The organism is Sphingomonas sp. (genome assembly GCF_023266535.1).
Classification (GTDB): domain Bacteria; phylum Pseudomonadota; class Alphaproteobacteria; order Sphingomonadales; family Sphingomonadaceae; genus Sphingomicrobium.
This window is the reverse complement of sequence record NZ_JAHFPY010000074.1, coordinates 1-12,822: the sequence shown is the minus strand read 5'-3', so window position 1 is coordinate 12,822 and position 12,822 is coordinate 1. Positions and strand designations below refer to the sequence as shown.

The 12,822-nt window shown below is 64.7% G+C and carries 12 protein-coding genes and 1 pseudogene; 8 read left to right on the top strand and 5 right to left on the bottom strand.

Translation table 11 applies throughout. The annotated features are described in order from the left end of the window. From Q0C64_RS11225 to Q0C64_RS11215, 3 genes are all read left to right on the top strand, one after another. Positions 1 to 1,741: DNA topoisomerase IV subunit B (locus Q0C64_RS11225; protein ID WP_294123818.1), on the top strand; the 1,741-nt coding region annotated here is incomplete at its 5' end. 30 nt (positions 1,742 to 1,771) lie between these two features. Next, positions 1,772 to 2,647: a DUF5677 domain-containing protein gene (locus Q0C64_RS11220; protein ID WP_294123816.1), complete on the top strand. Its 876-nt coding sequence runs from the start codon at positions 1,772 to 1,774 to the stop codon at positions 2,645 to 2,647. Next, entirely contained in the window at positions 2,644 to 3,444 is an 801-nt protein-coding gene (locus Q0C64_RS11215; RefSeq protein ID WP_294123815.1) for a hypothetical protein, read from the top strand. Before Q0C64_RS11220 ends, Q0C64_RS11215 begins: the two co-directional genes overlap by 4 nt. 15 nt (positions 3,445 to 3,459) lie before the next feature. On the opposite strand, the gene Q0C64_RS11210 is transcribed toward Q0C64_RS11215, so the two are convergent. From Q0C64_RS11210 to Q0C64_RS11195, 4 genes are all read right to left on the bottom strand, one after another. Further along, positions 3,460 to 4,263: a sugar transferase gene (locus tag Q0C64_RS11210; protein ID WP_294123814.1), complete on the bottom strand. Its 804-nt coding sequence runs from the start codon at positions 4,261 to 4,263 to the stop codon at positions 3,460 to 3,462. Positions 4,264 to 4,380: 117 nt separating this feature from the next. Then, the gene (locus Q0C64_RS11205) at positions 4,381 to 4,743 is read right to left on the bottom strand and encodes a hypothetical protein (protein WP_294123812.1); all 363 of its coding nucleotides are present in this window, start codon (positions 4,741 to 4,743) and stop codon (positions 4,381 to 4,383) included. Positions 4,744 to 4,756: 13 nt separating this feature from the next. Next, positions 4,757 to 6,040 carry a nucleotide sugar dehydrogenase gene (locus Q0C64_RS11200; protein WP_294123810.1) on the bottom strand — a complete coding sequence of 428 codons (1,284 nt, stop codon included), beginning with the start codon at positions 6,038 to 6,040 and terminating at the stop codon, positions 4,757 to 4,759. Positions 6,041 to 6,092: 52 nt separating this feature from the next. Next, positions 6,093 to 7,418 (bottom strand): UDP-glucose/GDP-mannose dehydrogenase family protein, encoded by a 1,326-nt coding sequence (locus Q0C64_RS11195; protein ID WP_294123809.1) that lies wholly within the window; start codon positions 7,416 to 7,418, stop codon positions 6,093 to 6,095. Between the two features lie 188 nt (positions 7,419 to 7,606). Here Q0C64_RS11195 and Q0C64_RS11190 point away from each other — a divergent pair, with 188 nt between their 5' ends. Together Q0C64_RS11190 and rimO are read left to right on the top strand one after the other, a co-directional pair. Further along, a complete protein-coding gene (locus tag Q0C64_RS11190) occupies positions 7,607 to 8,413 on the top strand; it encodes a hypothetical protein (RefSeq protein ID WP_294123807.1) in 807 nt (268 codons plus the stop codon). Positions 8,414 to 8,481: 68 nt separating this feature from the next. Then, positions 8,482 to 9,942 carry a 30S ribosomal protein S12 methylthiotransferase RimO gene (gene rimO, locus Q0C64_RS11185; RefSeq protein ID WP_294123805.1) on the top strand — a complete coding sequence of 487 codons (1,461 nt, stop codon included), beginning with the start codon at positions 8,482 to 8,484 and terminating at the stop codon, positions 9,940 to 9,942. 142 nt (positions 9,943 to 10,084) lie between these two features. Here rimO and Q0C64_RS11180 read toward each other — a convergent pair whose 3' ends face one another. Then, entirely contained in the window at positions 10,085 to 10,603 is a 519-nt protein-coding gene (locus Q0C64_RS11180; RefSeq protein ID WP_294123803.1) for a hypothetical protein, read from the bottom strand. Positions 10,604 to 10,653: 50 nt separating this feature from the next. Here Q0C64_RS11180 and Q0C64_RS11175 point away from each other — a divergent pair, with 50 nt between their 5' ends. The 3 genes and pseudogenes from Q0C64_RS11175 to Q0C64_RS11165 all read left to right on the top strand — a co-directional run. Next, positions 10,654 to 12,051 carry a leucyl aminopeptidase family protein gene (locus tag Q0C64_RS11175; protein WP_294123801.1) on the top strand — a complete coding sequence of 466 codons (1,398 nt, stop codon included), beginning with the start codon at positions 10,654 to 10,656 and terminating at the stop codon, positions 12,049 to 12,051. Positions 12,052 to 12,162: 111 nt separating this feature from the next. Beyond that, complete coding sequence (locus Q0C64_RS11170; protein WP_294123799.1) at positions 12,163 to 12,540, top strand: helix-turn-helix domain-containing protein; 378 nt, start codon at positions 12,163 to 12,165, stop codon at positions 12,538 to 12,540. Positions 12,541 to 12,604: 64 nt separating this feature from the next. Continuing rightward, positions 12,605 to 12,822: pseudogene (locus Q0C64_RS11165) on the top strand (hypothetical protein); the annotation flags it as partial.

The window sequence follows — 12,822 nt, the reverse complement described above, 5'->3', positions numbered from 1 at the left end:
GTTCGACAATGGCCGCGGCATTCCGGTCGACCCGCACCCCAAATATCCGGGCAAGTCGGCGCTGGAGGTGATCCTCACCACCCTGCATTCGGGCGGCAAGTTCGAGGGCAAAGCCTATTCAACCAGCGGAGGCCTGCATGGCGTCGGTGTCAGCGTGGTCAATGCGCTGTCGACCGAGACGATCATCGAGGTGGCGCGCGACAAGAAGCTCTATCGCCAGTCCTTCGCCAGGGGCAACGCGACTTCGCCGCTGGAGGAAATCGGCGCGGCGCCCAACAAGCGCGGCACTACGGTCACCTTCACTCCCGATCCCGAGATTTTCGGCGCCGACGCGAAATTCGATCCGGCCCGGCTCTACAAGCTGGCCCGGTCCAAGGCCTATTTGTTCGCCGGGGTCGAGATCCGCTGGCGCTGCGATCCGTCGCTGGCCAGCGCAGACGTGCCCGAGCAGGCCGTGTTCCAGTTCCCCGGCGGCCTCGCCGACCATCTGAACGAGCAGCTGGAGGGCCGCGAATGCGTCACCGCCCCGCCCTTCGCCGGCAAGCAGGATTTCCCCGATGGCCAGGGCTCGGCCGAATGGGCGGTGGCCTGGCCGATATGGAGCGAAGGCGCCAACGAAAGCTATTATTGCAACACGATTCCCACGCCCGACGGCGGCACCCATGAAGCGGGTCTCCGCGCCGCGTTGACCAAGGGCGTCCGCGCCTTCGCCGACCTCGTTGGCCAGAAGAAGGCCAAGGACATCATTCCCGACGACGTGCTGAACGGCGTAGAGCTGATGCTCTCCGTGTTCATCCGCAACCCGCATTTCCAGAGCCAGACCAAGGACCGGCTGACCAGCCTTGAGGCGGCGCGGTTCGTCGAGGCCGCGGTGCGCGACCATTTCGACCATTATCTGGCCGACAATATGGACCGCGGACGGGCCCTTCTGGGAGCGATCCTCGAGCGGATGGACGAGCGCCTAAAGCGCCGCGCCGAGCGCGAGGTCAAACGCAAGACCGCGACCTCGGCCCGCAAGCTCCGCCTCCCCGGCAAGCTCACCGACTGCGCCAATGACGATGCCGAGGGCACCGAGCTGTTCATCGTCGAGGGCGACAGCGCCGGCGGCTCGGCCAAACAGGCCCGCAACCGCAAGACCCAGGCGATCCTGCCGATCCGCGGCAAGATTTTGAACGTCGCCTCGGCCTCCGCCGACAAGATCCGCGCCAACCAGGAGATTGCAGATCTCCAACAGGCGCTCGGTTGCGGCATCCGGGACAAGTGGGCCGAAGAGGCGCTGCGCTATGAGCGGGTCATCATCATGACCGACGCCGACGTCGACGGCGCCCATATCGCGACCCTGCTGATGACCTTCTTCTTCCAGGAAATGCCCGAGCTCGTCCGGCGCGGGCATTTGTTCCTCGCCCAGCCGCCGCTCTACCGCCTGACGTCAGGGTCGAAGTCGGCCTATGCCCGTGATGACGCCCACCGCGAGGAGCTGGAGCGGACCGAGTTCAAGGGGAAAAAGGTCGAGGTCGCCCGCTTCAAGGGCCTTGGCGAAATGAACCCCAACCAGCTCAAGGAAACGACCATGGATCCGGCGAGCCGCTCGCTGATCCGCATTACGCTCCCGGCCGAATATCAGGACCGCCAGCCGGTCCGCGACCTGGTCGAGAAGCTGATGGGCAAGAACCCGGAGCACCGGTTCCAGTTTATCCAGAGTCGGGCCGCAGCGGTGTCGGACGAAGAGATTGACGTCTAGCGATGGCGTGGTGAACCTCGGGGTAGAGGGATGAAAATCTCGGCGGAGGCGTTGCACAAGTGCGAGCCGCTCTTCGGTGTCTATGTGGGTTCCATGACCTCAGTCGTGGCGTTTCAGCGTCGCCTCTTCGGTTCAGGAATGCTTCCGAAAGACCTGACGAGCGAGACGCTACGCGTCTTGAGCTCATATCAGATCGATAGATCTCAGGGCACGTACTGCCTGCTCGTGAACGGTCTCGTGTGGGACGCTGAAATTGTCTTGCGGACTGTCTATGAAACTTTTGCAAAGGTTACACTCATCGCCAGTTCATCTGCTGCGGAACGCGACCAGCTTGTACATGAATATTGGAACGAACTGTCGGACATATATGATCGGAAGGCCGCATCGAAAGCTGCTGCTGCCCAACGCTTGGCAACGGACTACGACCCGAAATCGGTAAGAGTGTTTGCTGCACTTCAAGACCCCAAGAGCTTCAACCTTGAGGTCAAGGCAAACAAACTAGCGAGGTCCAGAATTGAACAACGCTGGTCGTTCTCTGGAATATTGCACCGCCTGTCACGCGACGACTCAAAGATGGCGCCAATCGGTCCGGATGCGCTCTCGCACATTTACGGAATGGCCAGCCATGTCGCTCACGCGAGCTCTCGAGCACTAGAATTGATGCAGGACCGTCAATTGAGAGGTTCGGACCTCGTTGACCTTGAAGTCGGCCATGTTTGCCGCATGCTTAGCGATGCCGTCTCGTTGCTTTGCTTCGGCCTATACTGGGTTGACCGATGCTTCATGGGCGCAAACGAAATGCACGAAGACTTGCGCACGGCCTTTGATCAGATTCACGCGGCCACGGCACCTCACCAAGATGCCTTCGATCGGTCGCAAGATGAGCTTTACGACGGTCAAAAATGATCCGCACGACCGCGACCCGCGCCAAGGGCCTGCGCCAATTCCTCGACGACGAGCAGCAGGGCGCTTGGCTTGACGGCGCGACCCTGACCGATGCCGACGAGCGCCCGGAGCAATCGTTCGAGCAACGCTTCAAATATTCGGGCCGCCTTGAGAAATTGCTGCGCCGGCCACAGGCCGAAGACGTGCTCGACATCCTCAAGATTTATGCCGACCGCTGCATCCCCATCCCGCGCATGACCGAGCGCTTTTACTGGTCGGTGTCCTGCCTGCCGAGCACCGACAAGACCCTCGCCCGGGTCAATGCCAGCTGGATGGAGTTGTTTGCACTGCAGCCAGATAGCTCCTCCCCCCTTGTGGGGGAGGATGTAGGTGGGGGGCCGGCCGCGTCTGCGGCCGAGAGGAATCATTTGCTTGCGGCATCCGCCAATGCCGATACCGCGCCCCCACCCAACCCTCCCCACAGGGGGGAGGGCTTAGGTCCGCAGAACGGCCTCCGCGCCCGCATCATCCTGCATCTGTCCGATTTCACCCGCGACGGATCGCCCGAGCCCGACCAGCTCGATTACGACCTGCTTGAACGCCTCGTCGAGCAGCCCGGGGACGTCAGCCATTTCCCTTGGAAGGACGATACCTTCGGAGTGAGGGTCCGCGGCGCCGGCTCAATCCGCAAGTTCATCGCCGAGCCACGCGGCCTTCGAGCCATCCGCCGGTTCAATCTCACCCACATGAACCGCGGCCGCAACGCCTACCAGGCGAGCCATTGCTACAGCCTGGCCGATGTCATGCTGGACGACTGAGCGCCCGAGCGCAGTCTACCGCGAGCCAAAGCCGGTAGTCATGGTCCGGATCGTGCGGAAGATGATCAGGACATCCAGCCAGGCCGAGAAATATTTCACATAGTAGAAATCGTACATCAGCTCGGCGTGCACATCGTCGACGGATGCGACATGGCCCTGGTTGACCTGGGCCCAGCCGGTAATGCCGGGCCGCACCACATGGCGATAGCGGTAGAAGGGGATTTCCCCGGTATACCAGGCCGACAGCGCCTCGGCCTCGGGCCGCGGGCCGATCCAGCTCATCTGCCCGGCGAGGATGTTGAAAATCTGCGGCAGTTCGTCGAGGCGGGCATGCCTTAGCCGCGCCCCGACGCGCGTAATTCGCGCATCGCCGTCGGCGGTGATCACATCGTCGATGCCGCCGCCCGGTTGGCGGTGCGCCATGGTGCGGAATTTGAGCATGTCGAACGGCTGGCCGGCCTGGCCGATCCGCCGCTGCCGGAAAATGGCTGGGCCGGGGCTGTCCATCCTGATCGCCAGCACAATTCCGGCCATCAGCGGGAGGACAATCGGAAGCGCAATCAGCGCGGTCACCAGGTCGAACAGGGCCTTCAAATGAAAATAGCCGCGCGCCGGGACCAGGCTGCCAAAGCTGTTCTCGCGCAAATGATCGATCTCGACGCGGCCGGTCAGCGATTCATAGAGCTGCTTGACCTGGTAGACCATGCGCCCCTCGACCGCGGCGTCGGCCAGCAAGGCCTCCCATTCCGGCGGCATGTCGGGATCGGCAAAGTCGGCGACCAGCCCGTCGCAACCGGCGGCATCTTCAAGCTCCGGCATCTGCATCACCCGCCATTCGACATTGTCGATCGACTTCAGCCGCTCGACATCACCGAACGGGACGATCGCGATGCGATGGCGAATGTAGCGGTGGACCGCGAAATAAAGACCGTAGCCTCACAGGATGTGGAAGATGAATCCGGCGACCAGCGCCAGCCGGTCGTAAGGCAGGCGCGCCAGCAGCAGGACCGTAACGATGATGGCGTGCGCCAGCACGATCGACGGCAGGATGACATGGGTCGACCGGTTGCCGGGGTAGGTCTCGATCGACAGGCGGGTCCAGAAGGCGATCACCACCGCCAGCGCGTTGAACATCAGCGCGTTGAGCGAGGCGGCGTAGAAGGTATCCTCGGGAAGGACGATGGCCCTGAGCAGGAACGGCAGCAGCGCCACCGAGACCAATGCGCCGAGAGCATTGAACCGCTGGCGCGCGATGAACCGCCGTTGGGTCCTGAGCGTCGTCGGCGGCGAATGCAGCATGGCTAGCGGCGCCTCATAATGACCAGCGCCGGAACCCGTCCGGCAGATCGAGCTTGCGCCACATTCCCTTGAGGTCGGCCACCATCCCTCCGTCGGCCACCCTACCCGCCACCGCGTCGGCGGTCATTTCCTCATACTGCTTATGGCGCACCGCGCCGATCAGGCAATCATAGTTGCCGCCCGGCTCCTTCGTCACATCCAGCTGATATTCGCGGGCGACCTCATCCGGATCGGCCAGCGGGTCGCTGACCGTCACGTTGTGGCCGAGCCACGAGAGCCGGCGAACGATGTCGACCGCGCGGCTGTTGCGGACGTCCGGCACATTCTCCTTGAAGGTCAGCCCGAGGAACAGGATGCGCTTGGGCGTCGAGCCGAGCATGGTGTGGAGCCGGTCGGCAATCCACCGTCCCATGTCGTCGTTGATGCCGCGGCCGGCCAGGATGACGCGCGGGTCATGGCCGATCCGCTGGGCATGAAAGCTCAGATAATAGGGATCGACTCCAATGCAGTGGCCGCCGACCAGCCCGGGCTCGAACGGCAGGAAATTCCACTTGGTCCGCGCCGCGTCGAGCACATCCCAGGTCGAAACCCCATTATGGCTGAGGATCTGCGCGACCTCGTTCATGAAGGCGATGTTGATGTCGCGCTGGGCATTTTCGATCGCCTTGGCCGCCTCGGCGGTGCGGATCGAAGCGGCGCGAAACACGCCGCCCTCGGTCATCGTCCCGTAGAGATGCTCGAGCTGGTCGAGCACTTCCTCATCCTCGCCGGCGATGACCTTGATGATCTTGTCGACGCGGTGGACCTTGTCGCCGGGATTGATCCGTTCCGGGCTGTAGCCGAGCCGGAAATCCCGGCCGCGCGTCAGGCCCGATACCTGCTCGATCAGCGGCCCGCATTCCTCCTCGGTGGCGCCGGGATAGACGGTGCTTTCGAAGACGATTGTCGGCCGGCGTTCAGCGTCGATCCACCCGGCCAGCCGGCGGGATGCCGCCAGCAGCGCACCAAGATCAGGTGTGTTGCGCTCGTCGACCGGGGTCGGGACGGTGACGATGATGACGTCCGCTTGTCCGCAATCATCGTCGCGATCGGTGAAGTTCATCCGGCTCGCGGCAAGCTCGGCCTGGTCAACCTCGCGCGTCCGGTCTTCGCCCGCTTTGAGCTCGGCAATGCGCGACGCATCGATGTCGAAGCCAACTACGTCGGCATCCGGATGGGCCCTGGCCAGCGCGACCGCCAGCGGCAGCCCGACATAGCCCAGCCCGATGACGATGATCTTGCCGCCGCTCTTGTTCATCCCCGCCCCAGCGCGCCGAAACCAGTGCGTTTCGGACCAAACCAAGTCCTTCTTAGCTGGATTTACCGCCAATGCGACCGCGACCTATTCCAAAATGGACCAGACCGGCCGAATGGGCCTCGTCCGGATTGTAGACGTTGCGCAGGTCGACCAGCGCCGTGCCGCGCATCCGCTTGGCGATGTCATCGAGGTCGAGCGCACGGAACTCGTCCCATTCGGTGACGATCACCAGCGCATCGGCGCCGTCAGCCGCCGCCTCGGCAGACGCGGCATACTCGATCGCCGGCAGCACCTTTTCCGCCTGCTCGCGCCCGACCGGGTCGAACGCGACGACACTCGCCCCGCTCTCGATCAGCCGCCTGACCAGCGGGATCGACGGCGCGTCGCGCATATCGTCGGTGTTGGGTTTGAAGGTCAGGCCGAGCACGCCAATCCGCTTGCCCGCCACGCTGCCGCCGAGCGCGGCGCTGACCCGATCGGCCATCGCTTCCTTGCGGCTGTCGTTGACCTCGACCACGGTCGACACGATCCGCTGCCGGATCCCCGCTTCCTCGGCGGTCCGAAGCAGCGCCAGCGTATCCTTGGGAAAGCAGCTGCCGCCATAGCCAGGACCGGCGTGGAGGAACTTCGGCCCGATGCGGTTGTCGAGGCCGATGCCGCGCGCCAAATCCTGGACGTCGGCGTCGACCGCCTCGCACAAATCGGCCATTTCGTTGATGAAGCTGATCTTGGTCGCGAGGAAGGCGTTGGCGGCATATTTGGTGAGTTCCGCCGTCCGCCGCCCGGTGAACAGCATCGGCGCCCGGTTGAGGAACAAGGGCCGGTAGATTTCGGCCAGGCATTCGCGCGCCTTGTCGTCCTCGGCGCCGACCAGGATGCGGTCGGGATGCTTGAAATCAGCGATGGCCGCGCCTTCGCGCAGGAATTCGGGGTTAGAGGCGACCGATACGCCATCGGGCGCGCCTTTTTCCTTGAGGAGCGCGGCGATCTTGTCGCCGGTGCCGACCGGGACGGTCGACTTGGTCACCACCACGATCGGGCCCTGCAAAAGCCCGGCCAGTTCCTCGACCGCGGCGAACACGAAGCTGAGGTCGGCGTGGCCGTCGCCGCGCCGCGACGGGGTGCCGACGGCGATGAATACCGCTTCCGCGCCATCCAGCGCCGTCCCCAGATCGGTGGTAAATTCCAGCCTGCCGCGCTCGACATTGGCCTTGACCAGCGCTTCCAGCCCCGGCTCCCAGATCGGCATGCGGCCCTCGAGCAGGCCCGCGATCTTGGCCGCATCCTTGTCGACGCAGGTCACATGGTGGCCGAAATCGGCGAGGCAGGTGCCGGAAACCAGGCCGACATAGCCCGTGCCGATCATCGCAATGCGCATTCGTTCGTCTCAATTCCTTGATGGGGGTTCGGGCCTTTAGCCGCCTGCCATGGCAAACCTCAAGCGATCCTTCGGTTCGGACTCGGAACAAATCCGGCCAAACGCCATTTAACAGCTGTCTGCGGGCCCCCTGAGCCGTTCGCGGCCCCCGCTCCCGCCTGTTTCTCCGCCTTTGAGGGAGAACGGCCATGACCAATTTTCGCTTGCACCTGCTTGCTGCCACCGCGTTCGGCGTCATCCTGGTCGCCCCTCCGGCCACCGCGAGGACCGTCCAAATCCCGTTCAATGCCTCGAACTTCAGCGATCCGCTCGACATCGACAATGTCTATTTCCCGCTCGAGCCCGGCACGACCTTCACCTACAAGGGGGAAACCGTGGACGGCTGCGAAGTCGTCGTGACGGAAGTGACCAGCGATACGCGGGTCATCGCCGGCGTGACCACGCGCATCGTCCACGATTCAGCCTACGAGAGCGACACCTGCACCACCGACCCGTCCGCGCTGGTCGAGGACACGCTCGACTATTATGCGCAGGATGATAGCGGCAACGTCTGGTATTTCGGGGAGGACAGCTTCCATTGCCCGATCTTCACCTGTGCTCCCAGCGCGGGTTCATGGATCGCCGGCGCGGCTCCGGTGGGCGCCCTTCCGGGCATCATCATGCTCGCCCAGCCGCGCAACGGCGACACTTACTTCCAGGAGCAGGCGGCGCCCGTCGCGCTGGACCAGGCGACCGTCAAGGGCACCGGCGTGAAGGTCGTGCTGACGCGGGATGATGCTTATCCGCCCGGCACCTTCACCAACTGCATCGTCACCAAGGAATTCTCGACGCTCAGCAACGGCGCGAACGAGCAGAAGAGCTACTGCCCGGGGATCGGCAATGTCTTGGTCGACGAGCATCATGGCAAGGTCTTCCACTCGGAACTGACCGGCGTCAGTTCCGCCGCCAGGAAGGCAGAGGATGCCTTCACCTTCAGGAAACCGCCGGGGAATTAGCCCGCCCCTGCGCCCGCAAAAGCGGGGGTCGATTTTGCCGCAAAAATCGCTATAGGGCGCGGCTCCCCATGGCTACCAAACTCCCCACCCCGCCGCGTGTCGGCATGGTATCGCTCGGCTGTCCCAAGGCATTGGTCGACAGCGAGCGCATCCTGACCAAGCTCCGCGCCAGCGGCTACGACATGTCGCCCGACTATGCCGGCGCCGACGTCGTGCTGGTTAACACCTGCGGCTTCCTCGACAGCGCCAAGGAAGAGAGCCTCGAGGCGATCGGCGAGGCCATCGCCGAGAACGGCCGCGTGGTCGTCACCGGCTGTATGGGCAAGGAAGCCGACGTCATCCGCGCCCGCTTCCCCGACGTGCTCGCCATCACCGGGCCGCAGCAATATGAGGATGTGGTCGCCGCCGTGCTCGAGGCCGCGCCGCCGGTCGCCAACGCCTATTTGGACCTGGTGCCCGAACAGGGCCTGAAGCTCACCCCGCGCCACTACAGCTATCTGAAGATTTCAGAGGGCTGCAACCACCGCTGCAGCTTCTGCATCATTCCCTCGATCCGCGGCGACCTCGCGTCCCGCCGTCCCGACGCCATCCTCCGCGAAGCGGAAAAGCTGGTCGCGGCGGGGACCAGGGAGCTGCTGGTCATCAGCCAGGACACGTCGGCCTATGGCGTCGACATCCGCCACCAGCCAAGGGAATGGAAGGGAGCGGAAGTCCGCGCCCATATGACCGACCTTGCCGGCGCGCTCGGCAGCCTGAAGACACCTGAGGGCGACACCCCCTGGGTCCGCCTCCACTATGTCTACCCCTACCCGCACGTCGACCAGATCATCCCGCTAATGGCCGAGGGGTTGGTGCTGCCCTATCTCGACATCCCGTTCCAGCACGCCTCCCCCAAGGTGCTGAAGGCGATGCGCCGCCCGGCCAACGAGGCCAAGGTGCTCGAGCGCCTCAAGAACTGGCGCGCCCAGGTGCCCGACATCGCCGTCCGCTCCAGCTTCGTCGTCGGCTTTCCCGGCGAGACCGAGGAGGATTTCCAATACCTCCTCAGCTGGCTTGAGGAAGCCCAGCTCGACCGTGTCGGTGCCTTCCGGTTCGAGCCGGTCGAGGGCGCCGCGGCCAATGACCTGCCCGATCCGGTGCCGGAAGAGGTCAAGGAAGAGCGCTTCCGCCGCGTGATGGACCTGACTGCCCGCATCAGCGCCGAAAAGCTCGCCGCCAAGGTCGGCACGACCATCGACGTGCTGATCGACACCGTTGATGCAGTTCCTCCCTATGCGCAGTATGGGGAGGGGAACCATGCGAAGCATGGTGGAGGGGTAATCGAAACCAGCCACTTCGACGGCCATCTCGACGCCCCCCATTCATCCCACCACCACGATGTCGGCGCGACCGGCCGCTCCAAGGCTGACGCGCCGGAAATCGACGGCGAAGTCCACCTCCGCGACGCTGCCGGCCTCAAGCCGGGCGATTTCGTTAAGGTGCTGGTAGAAGATTCAGACGTGCACGACCTCTACGGCGTGCCGGCCTAATCCTCTTCTCGTCACCTCGGCCTTTGATGACCGGCATGCGGCACTGTCTGGGGGGACAGTGCCGGTCCGATTATGGGTCTGCCTTCGTTTGCGACCTGGAGAAGAAGGCGGATGCCGGCTCGAGTCCGCCATGAAACCACCGCTAAGGTACCGGCATGCCCATCGCGGATTTCACATAGGGAATATGGCCGCTCATCAGGCTGAACACGTCGCCGCGCCATTCGCGAATGACGTTGGCCGCACTCAGCGTCTGCTCCGGCGTGACGCATTCATTCGGCCCATATACAATTGGCGAAGCGCTGGCCGCGGCGCCGTATCGGAAGCAGGCATTGACCTGTTTCTTCTTCTTTTGCCGTTGCACTCCCCATTGGCCGACAACGATGCCGTCGCGGCCAGGCAGCCACAGTCGAAACTCGCCGCCGGGCGCCATATATTCGACGATGACGCCGACACCGTCCTTGTAGATCATTCGGGTCTTGTGTCCGATCGCGTCGGTCAGCGCGGCGGCAAGCTGGTCGCCCTTCAACTTCCGCATTTGCTCGACTGCCTCGGTCCGGCGCGATCCGGCAATCATGATCATCTGCCGCGCATCGGCTTCGCTCAATTCCACTTCGGCGGGCGGCGCCGCGGCCTGAAGCATGAGCGCGATCGTGAATATCATTGCACCGCTCCCCACTGGCCGACAGGCGTCCGGCATAATAGAGCGGCAGCATGACTGATTTCGCTTCGCTGCTCCAGCCCGACCGCGGCGGCCCCGCCCATCCGATCCACCTGGTCGACAAGGGCAGCTTCGCCGACTGGCTCAAAAAGCAGAATGCGGCGCGGCGCGAATTGCTGGAGGCCAGCCGCTTCGAGGGCAAGACGCCGTTCCAGTTCGCCATCCTGCCCGCGGCCCATGGCCACGAATGGGCGGTGGTCGCGGCTGTTGTCAACACGGCCGAGGTGACGCCCTGGTGCCTCGCCAGGCTGGCCGAAGCGCTGCCCGAGGGCAGCTATCGCCTCGCCGAGGGCGATCCCGGTCGGGCGACGCTCGGCTGGCTGCTCGGCCAGCATCGGCTCAACGCCTACCGCTCCAAAGTCGACGACCAGCGCGGCCCGCGCGTCCTGCTGACCAAGGAAGCCGCCGGGATCGAGCCCACCATCCGGCTCGCCGAAGCGACCATGCTGGTCCGCGACCTGGTCGACACGCCGGCCGCCGACATGGGACCGGCCGAGCTGGAGGCCGCGGCCCGCGTCATGGCCAAGGCCTATGGCGCCAAGATCGAAGTGACTTCGGGCGACGCCCTCAGCCAGGGCTATCCGATGATCGCCGCGGTCGGCCAGGGAGCAACGCGGGAACGCGCGCCACGGCTGATTGAGCTCCACTGGGGCAGGGATAGCGCACCTCGGGTGGCGATCGTCGGCAAGGGCGTCTGCTTCGACAGCGGCGGGCTCGACATCAAGACCGCCGCCGGGATGCGGCTGATGAAGAAGGACATGGGCGGCGCGGCCCATGCCCTGGCGCTGGCGCGGCTGGTGATGGCCGAGAAGCTGCCGATCCGCCTGCACCTGTTGGTTCCCGCGGTCGAAAACAGCGTTTCGGCGGCTTCGTATCGGCCCGGCGACGTGCTCGGCAGCCGCAAAGGTCTGAAGGTCGAGATCGACAATACCGATGCGGAGGGGCGGCTGGTCCTCGGCGATGCGCTGGCCAGGGCGGGCGAAGGCGAGCCCGAACTGATCATCGACTTCGCCACGCTAACCGGCGCCGCCCGGGTCGCGCTGGGTCCGGACCTACCCGCGATGTTTGCCAATGACGATGATCTCGCCGCCGCGCTGGAGGCCGGCGCCAGGGCGGTGACCGACCCAATCTGGCGGATGCCGCTGTGGGACGGCTATGACGAAATGCTGAAATCCGACCTCGCCGATCTCGCCAATGCCGCGGATTCGCCGATGGCCGGGGCGGTCACCGCCGCCCTGTTCCTACGCCGCTTCGTACCCGAGGGCACGCCGTGGGCCCATTTCGATACCTTCGCCTGGCGGCCCTCGGCCAAGCCGGGACGGCCCAAGGGCGGCGACGCGATGGGGTTGCGGGCCAGTTTCGCCATGCTCCGGCAGCGATACGGGGCTTAGCAGCGCGCTCCAACCGACCGATTTTTCGCGACTTTCGCAGATCGTTACGCAACCAAACCGCCTTTCCGCGGTTTCCCCTTGGCTACGCAACCGTGGGAGAGTTTGAGACCAATGGGCGATGCTTCACTGTCGGCCTGGATGCGCGCGCTGATCGAATATGTGCGCTCGGGCGAGCCCGACCTCACCAATCGGCAAATGGCGCTGCTGATGCTGGTGTACCTGACCCCCGGCCCGCACACGGTGCGCGGGCTGGCGCGGACCCTCGGCGTCAGCAAGCCGGTGGTCACGCGCGCCTTGAATACATTGGGCGGCCTCGGCTATCTGCGCCGCGAGCGGGATCAGGACGACCGCCGCAACGTGTTTGTCGTCCGCACCAATGACGGGGCCAATTTTCTTGACGGGTTCAAACGATACGTCGCGGGGGGCGACGAGGACCGGCGCGACCAAATCGACCAGCGGCGAAAAGAGCCGGCCTTCGCGACCCGTTGAGTGGTTCGGGCTGGTTGGCACATCCGATCTCCCCGATCCGCGGACCCATGCTTACCGCCAGGACTTGGCCGATACCGCCCTGGCCGGCAGGGTAATCGCGTCGCACTATGCCGAACCGCTGCTGCGGCACCTGGTCGCCGCCGCGCAACTGCTCGGCGAACCTGGCGGCGAGGTGCTGACCGAGCTGCGGGCCGGCGACGAGAGCCGCATGCTCGACCTGAGCCGGGGCTGGGCCTGGGGTTACGGCCCCGATGGCCGGGTCGGCTATGTCGAAGCTGGCGC

Bases quoted from the DNA above. Each gene is read 5' to 3' on its own strand.
- Q0C64_RS11220 (WP_294123816.1), top strand. From the start codon at position 1,772: ATGAAAATCTCGGCGGAGGCGTTGCACAAGTGCGAGCCGCTCTTCGGT.
- Q0C64_RS11215 (WP_294123815.1), top strand. From the start codon at position 2,644: ATGATCCGCACGACCGCGACCCGCGCCAAGGGCCTGCGCCAATTCCTC.
- Q0C64_RS11210 (WP_294123814.1), bottom strand. From the start codon at position 4,263: ATGCCGGAGCTTGAAGATGCCGCCGGTTGCGACGGGCTGGTCGCCGAC.
- Q0C64_RS11205 (WP_294123812.1), bottom strand. From the start codon at position 4,743: ATGCTGCATTCGCCGCCGACGACGCTCAGGACCCAACGGCGGTTCATC.
- Q0C64_RS11200 (WP_294123810.1), bottom strand. From the start codon at position 6,040: ATGAACAAGAGCGGCGGCAAGATCATCGTCATCGGGCTGGGCTATGTC.
- Q0C64_RS11195 (WP_294123809.1), bottom strand. From the start codon at position 7,418: ATGCGCATTGCGATGATCGGCACGGGCTATGTCGGCCTGGTTTCCGGC.
- Q0C64_RS11190 (WP_294123807.1), top strand. From the start codon at position 7,607: ATGACCAATTTTCGCTTGCACCTGCTTGCTGCCACCGCGTTCGGCGTC.
- rimO (WP_294123805.1), top strand. From the start codon at position 8,482: ATGGCTACCAAACTCCCCACCCCGCCGCGTGTCGGCATGGTATCGCTC.
- Q0C64_RS11180 (WP_294123803.1), bottom strand. From the start codon at position 10,603: ATGATATTCACGATCGCGCTCATGCTTCAGGCCGCGGCGCCGCCCGCC.
- Q0C64_RS11175 (WP_294123801.1), top strand. From the start codon at position 10,654: ATGACTGATTTCGCTTCGCTGCTCCAGCCCGACCGCGGCGGCCCCGCC.
- Q0C64_RS11170 (WP_294123799.1), top strand. From the start codon at position 12,163: ATGGGCGATGCTTCACTGTCGGCCTGGATGCGCGCGCTGATCGAATAT.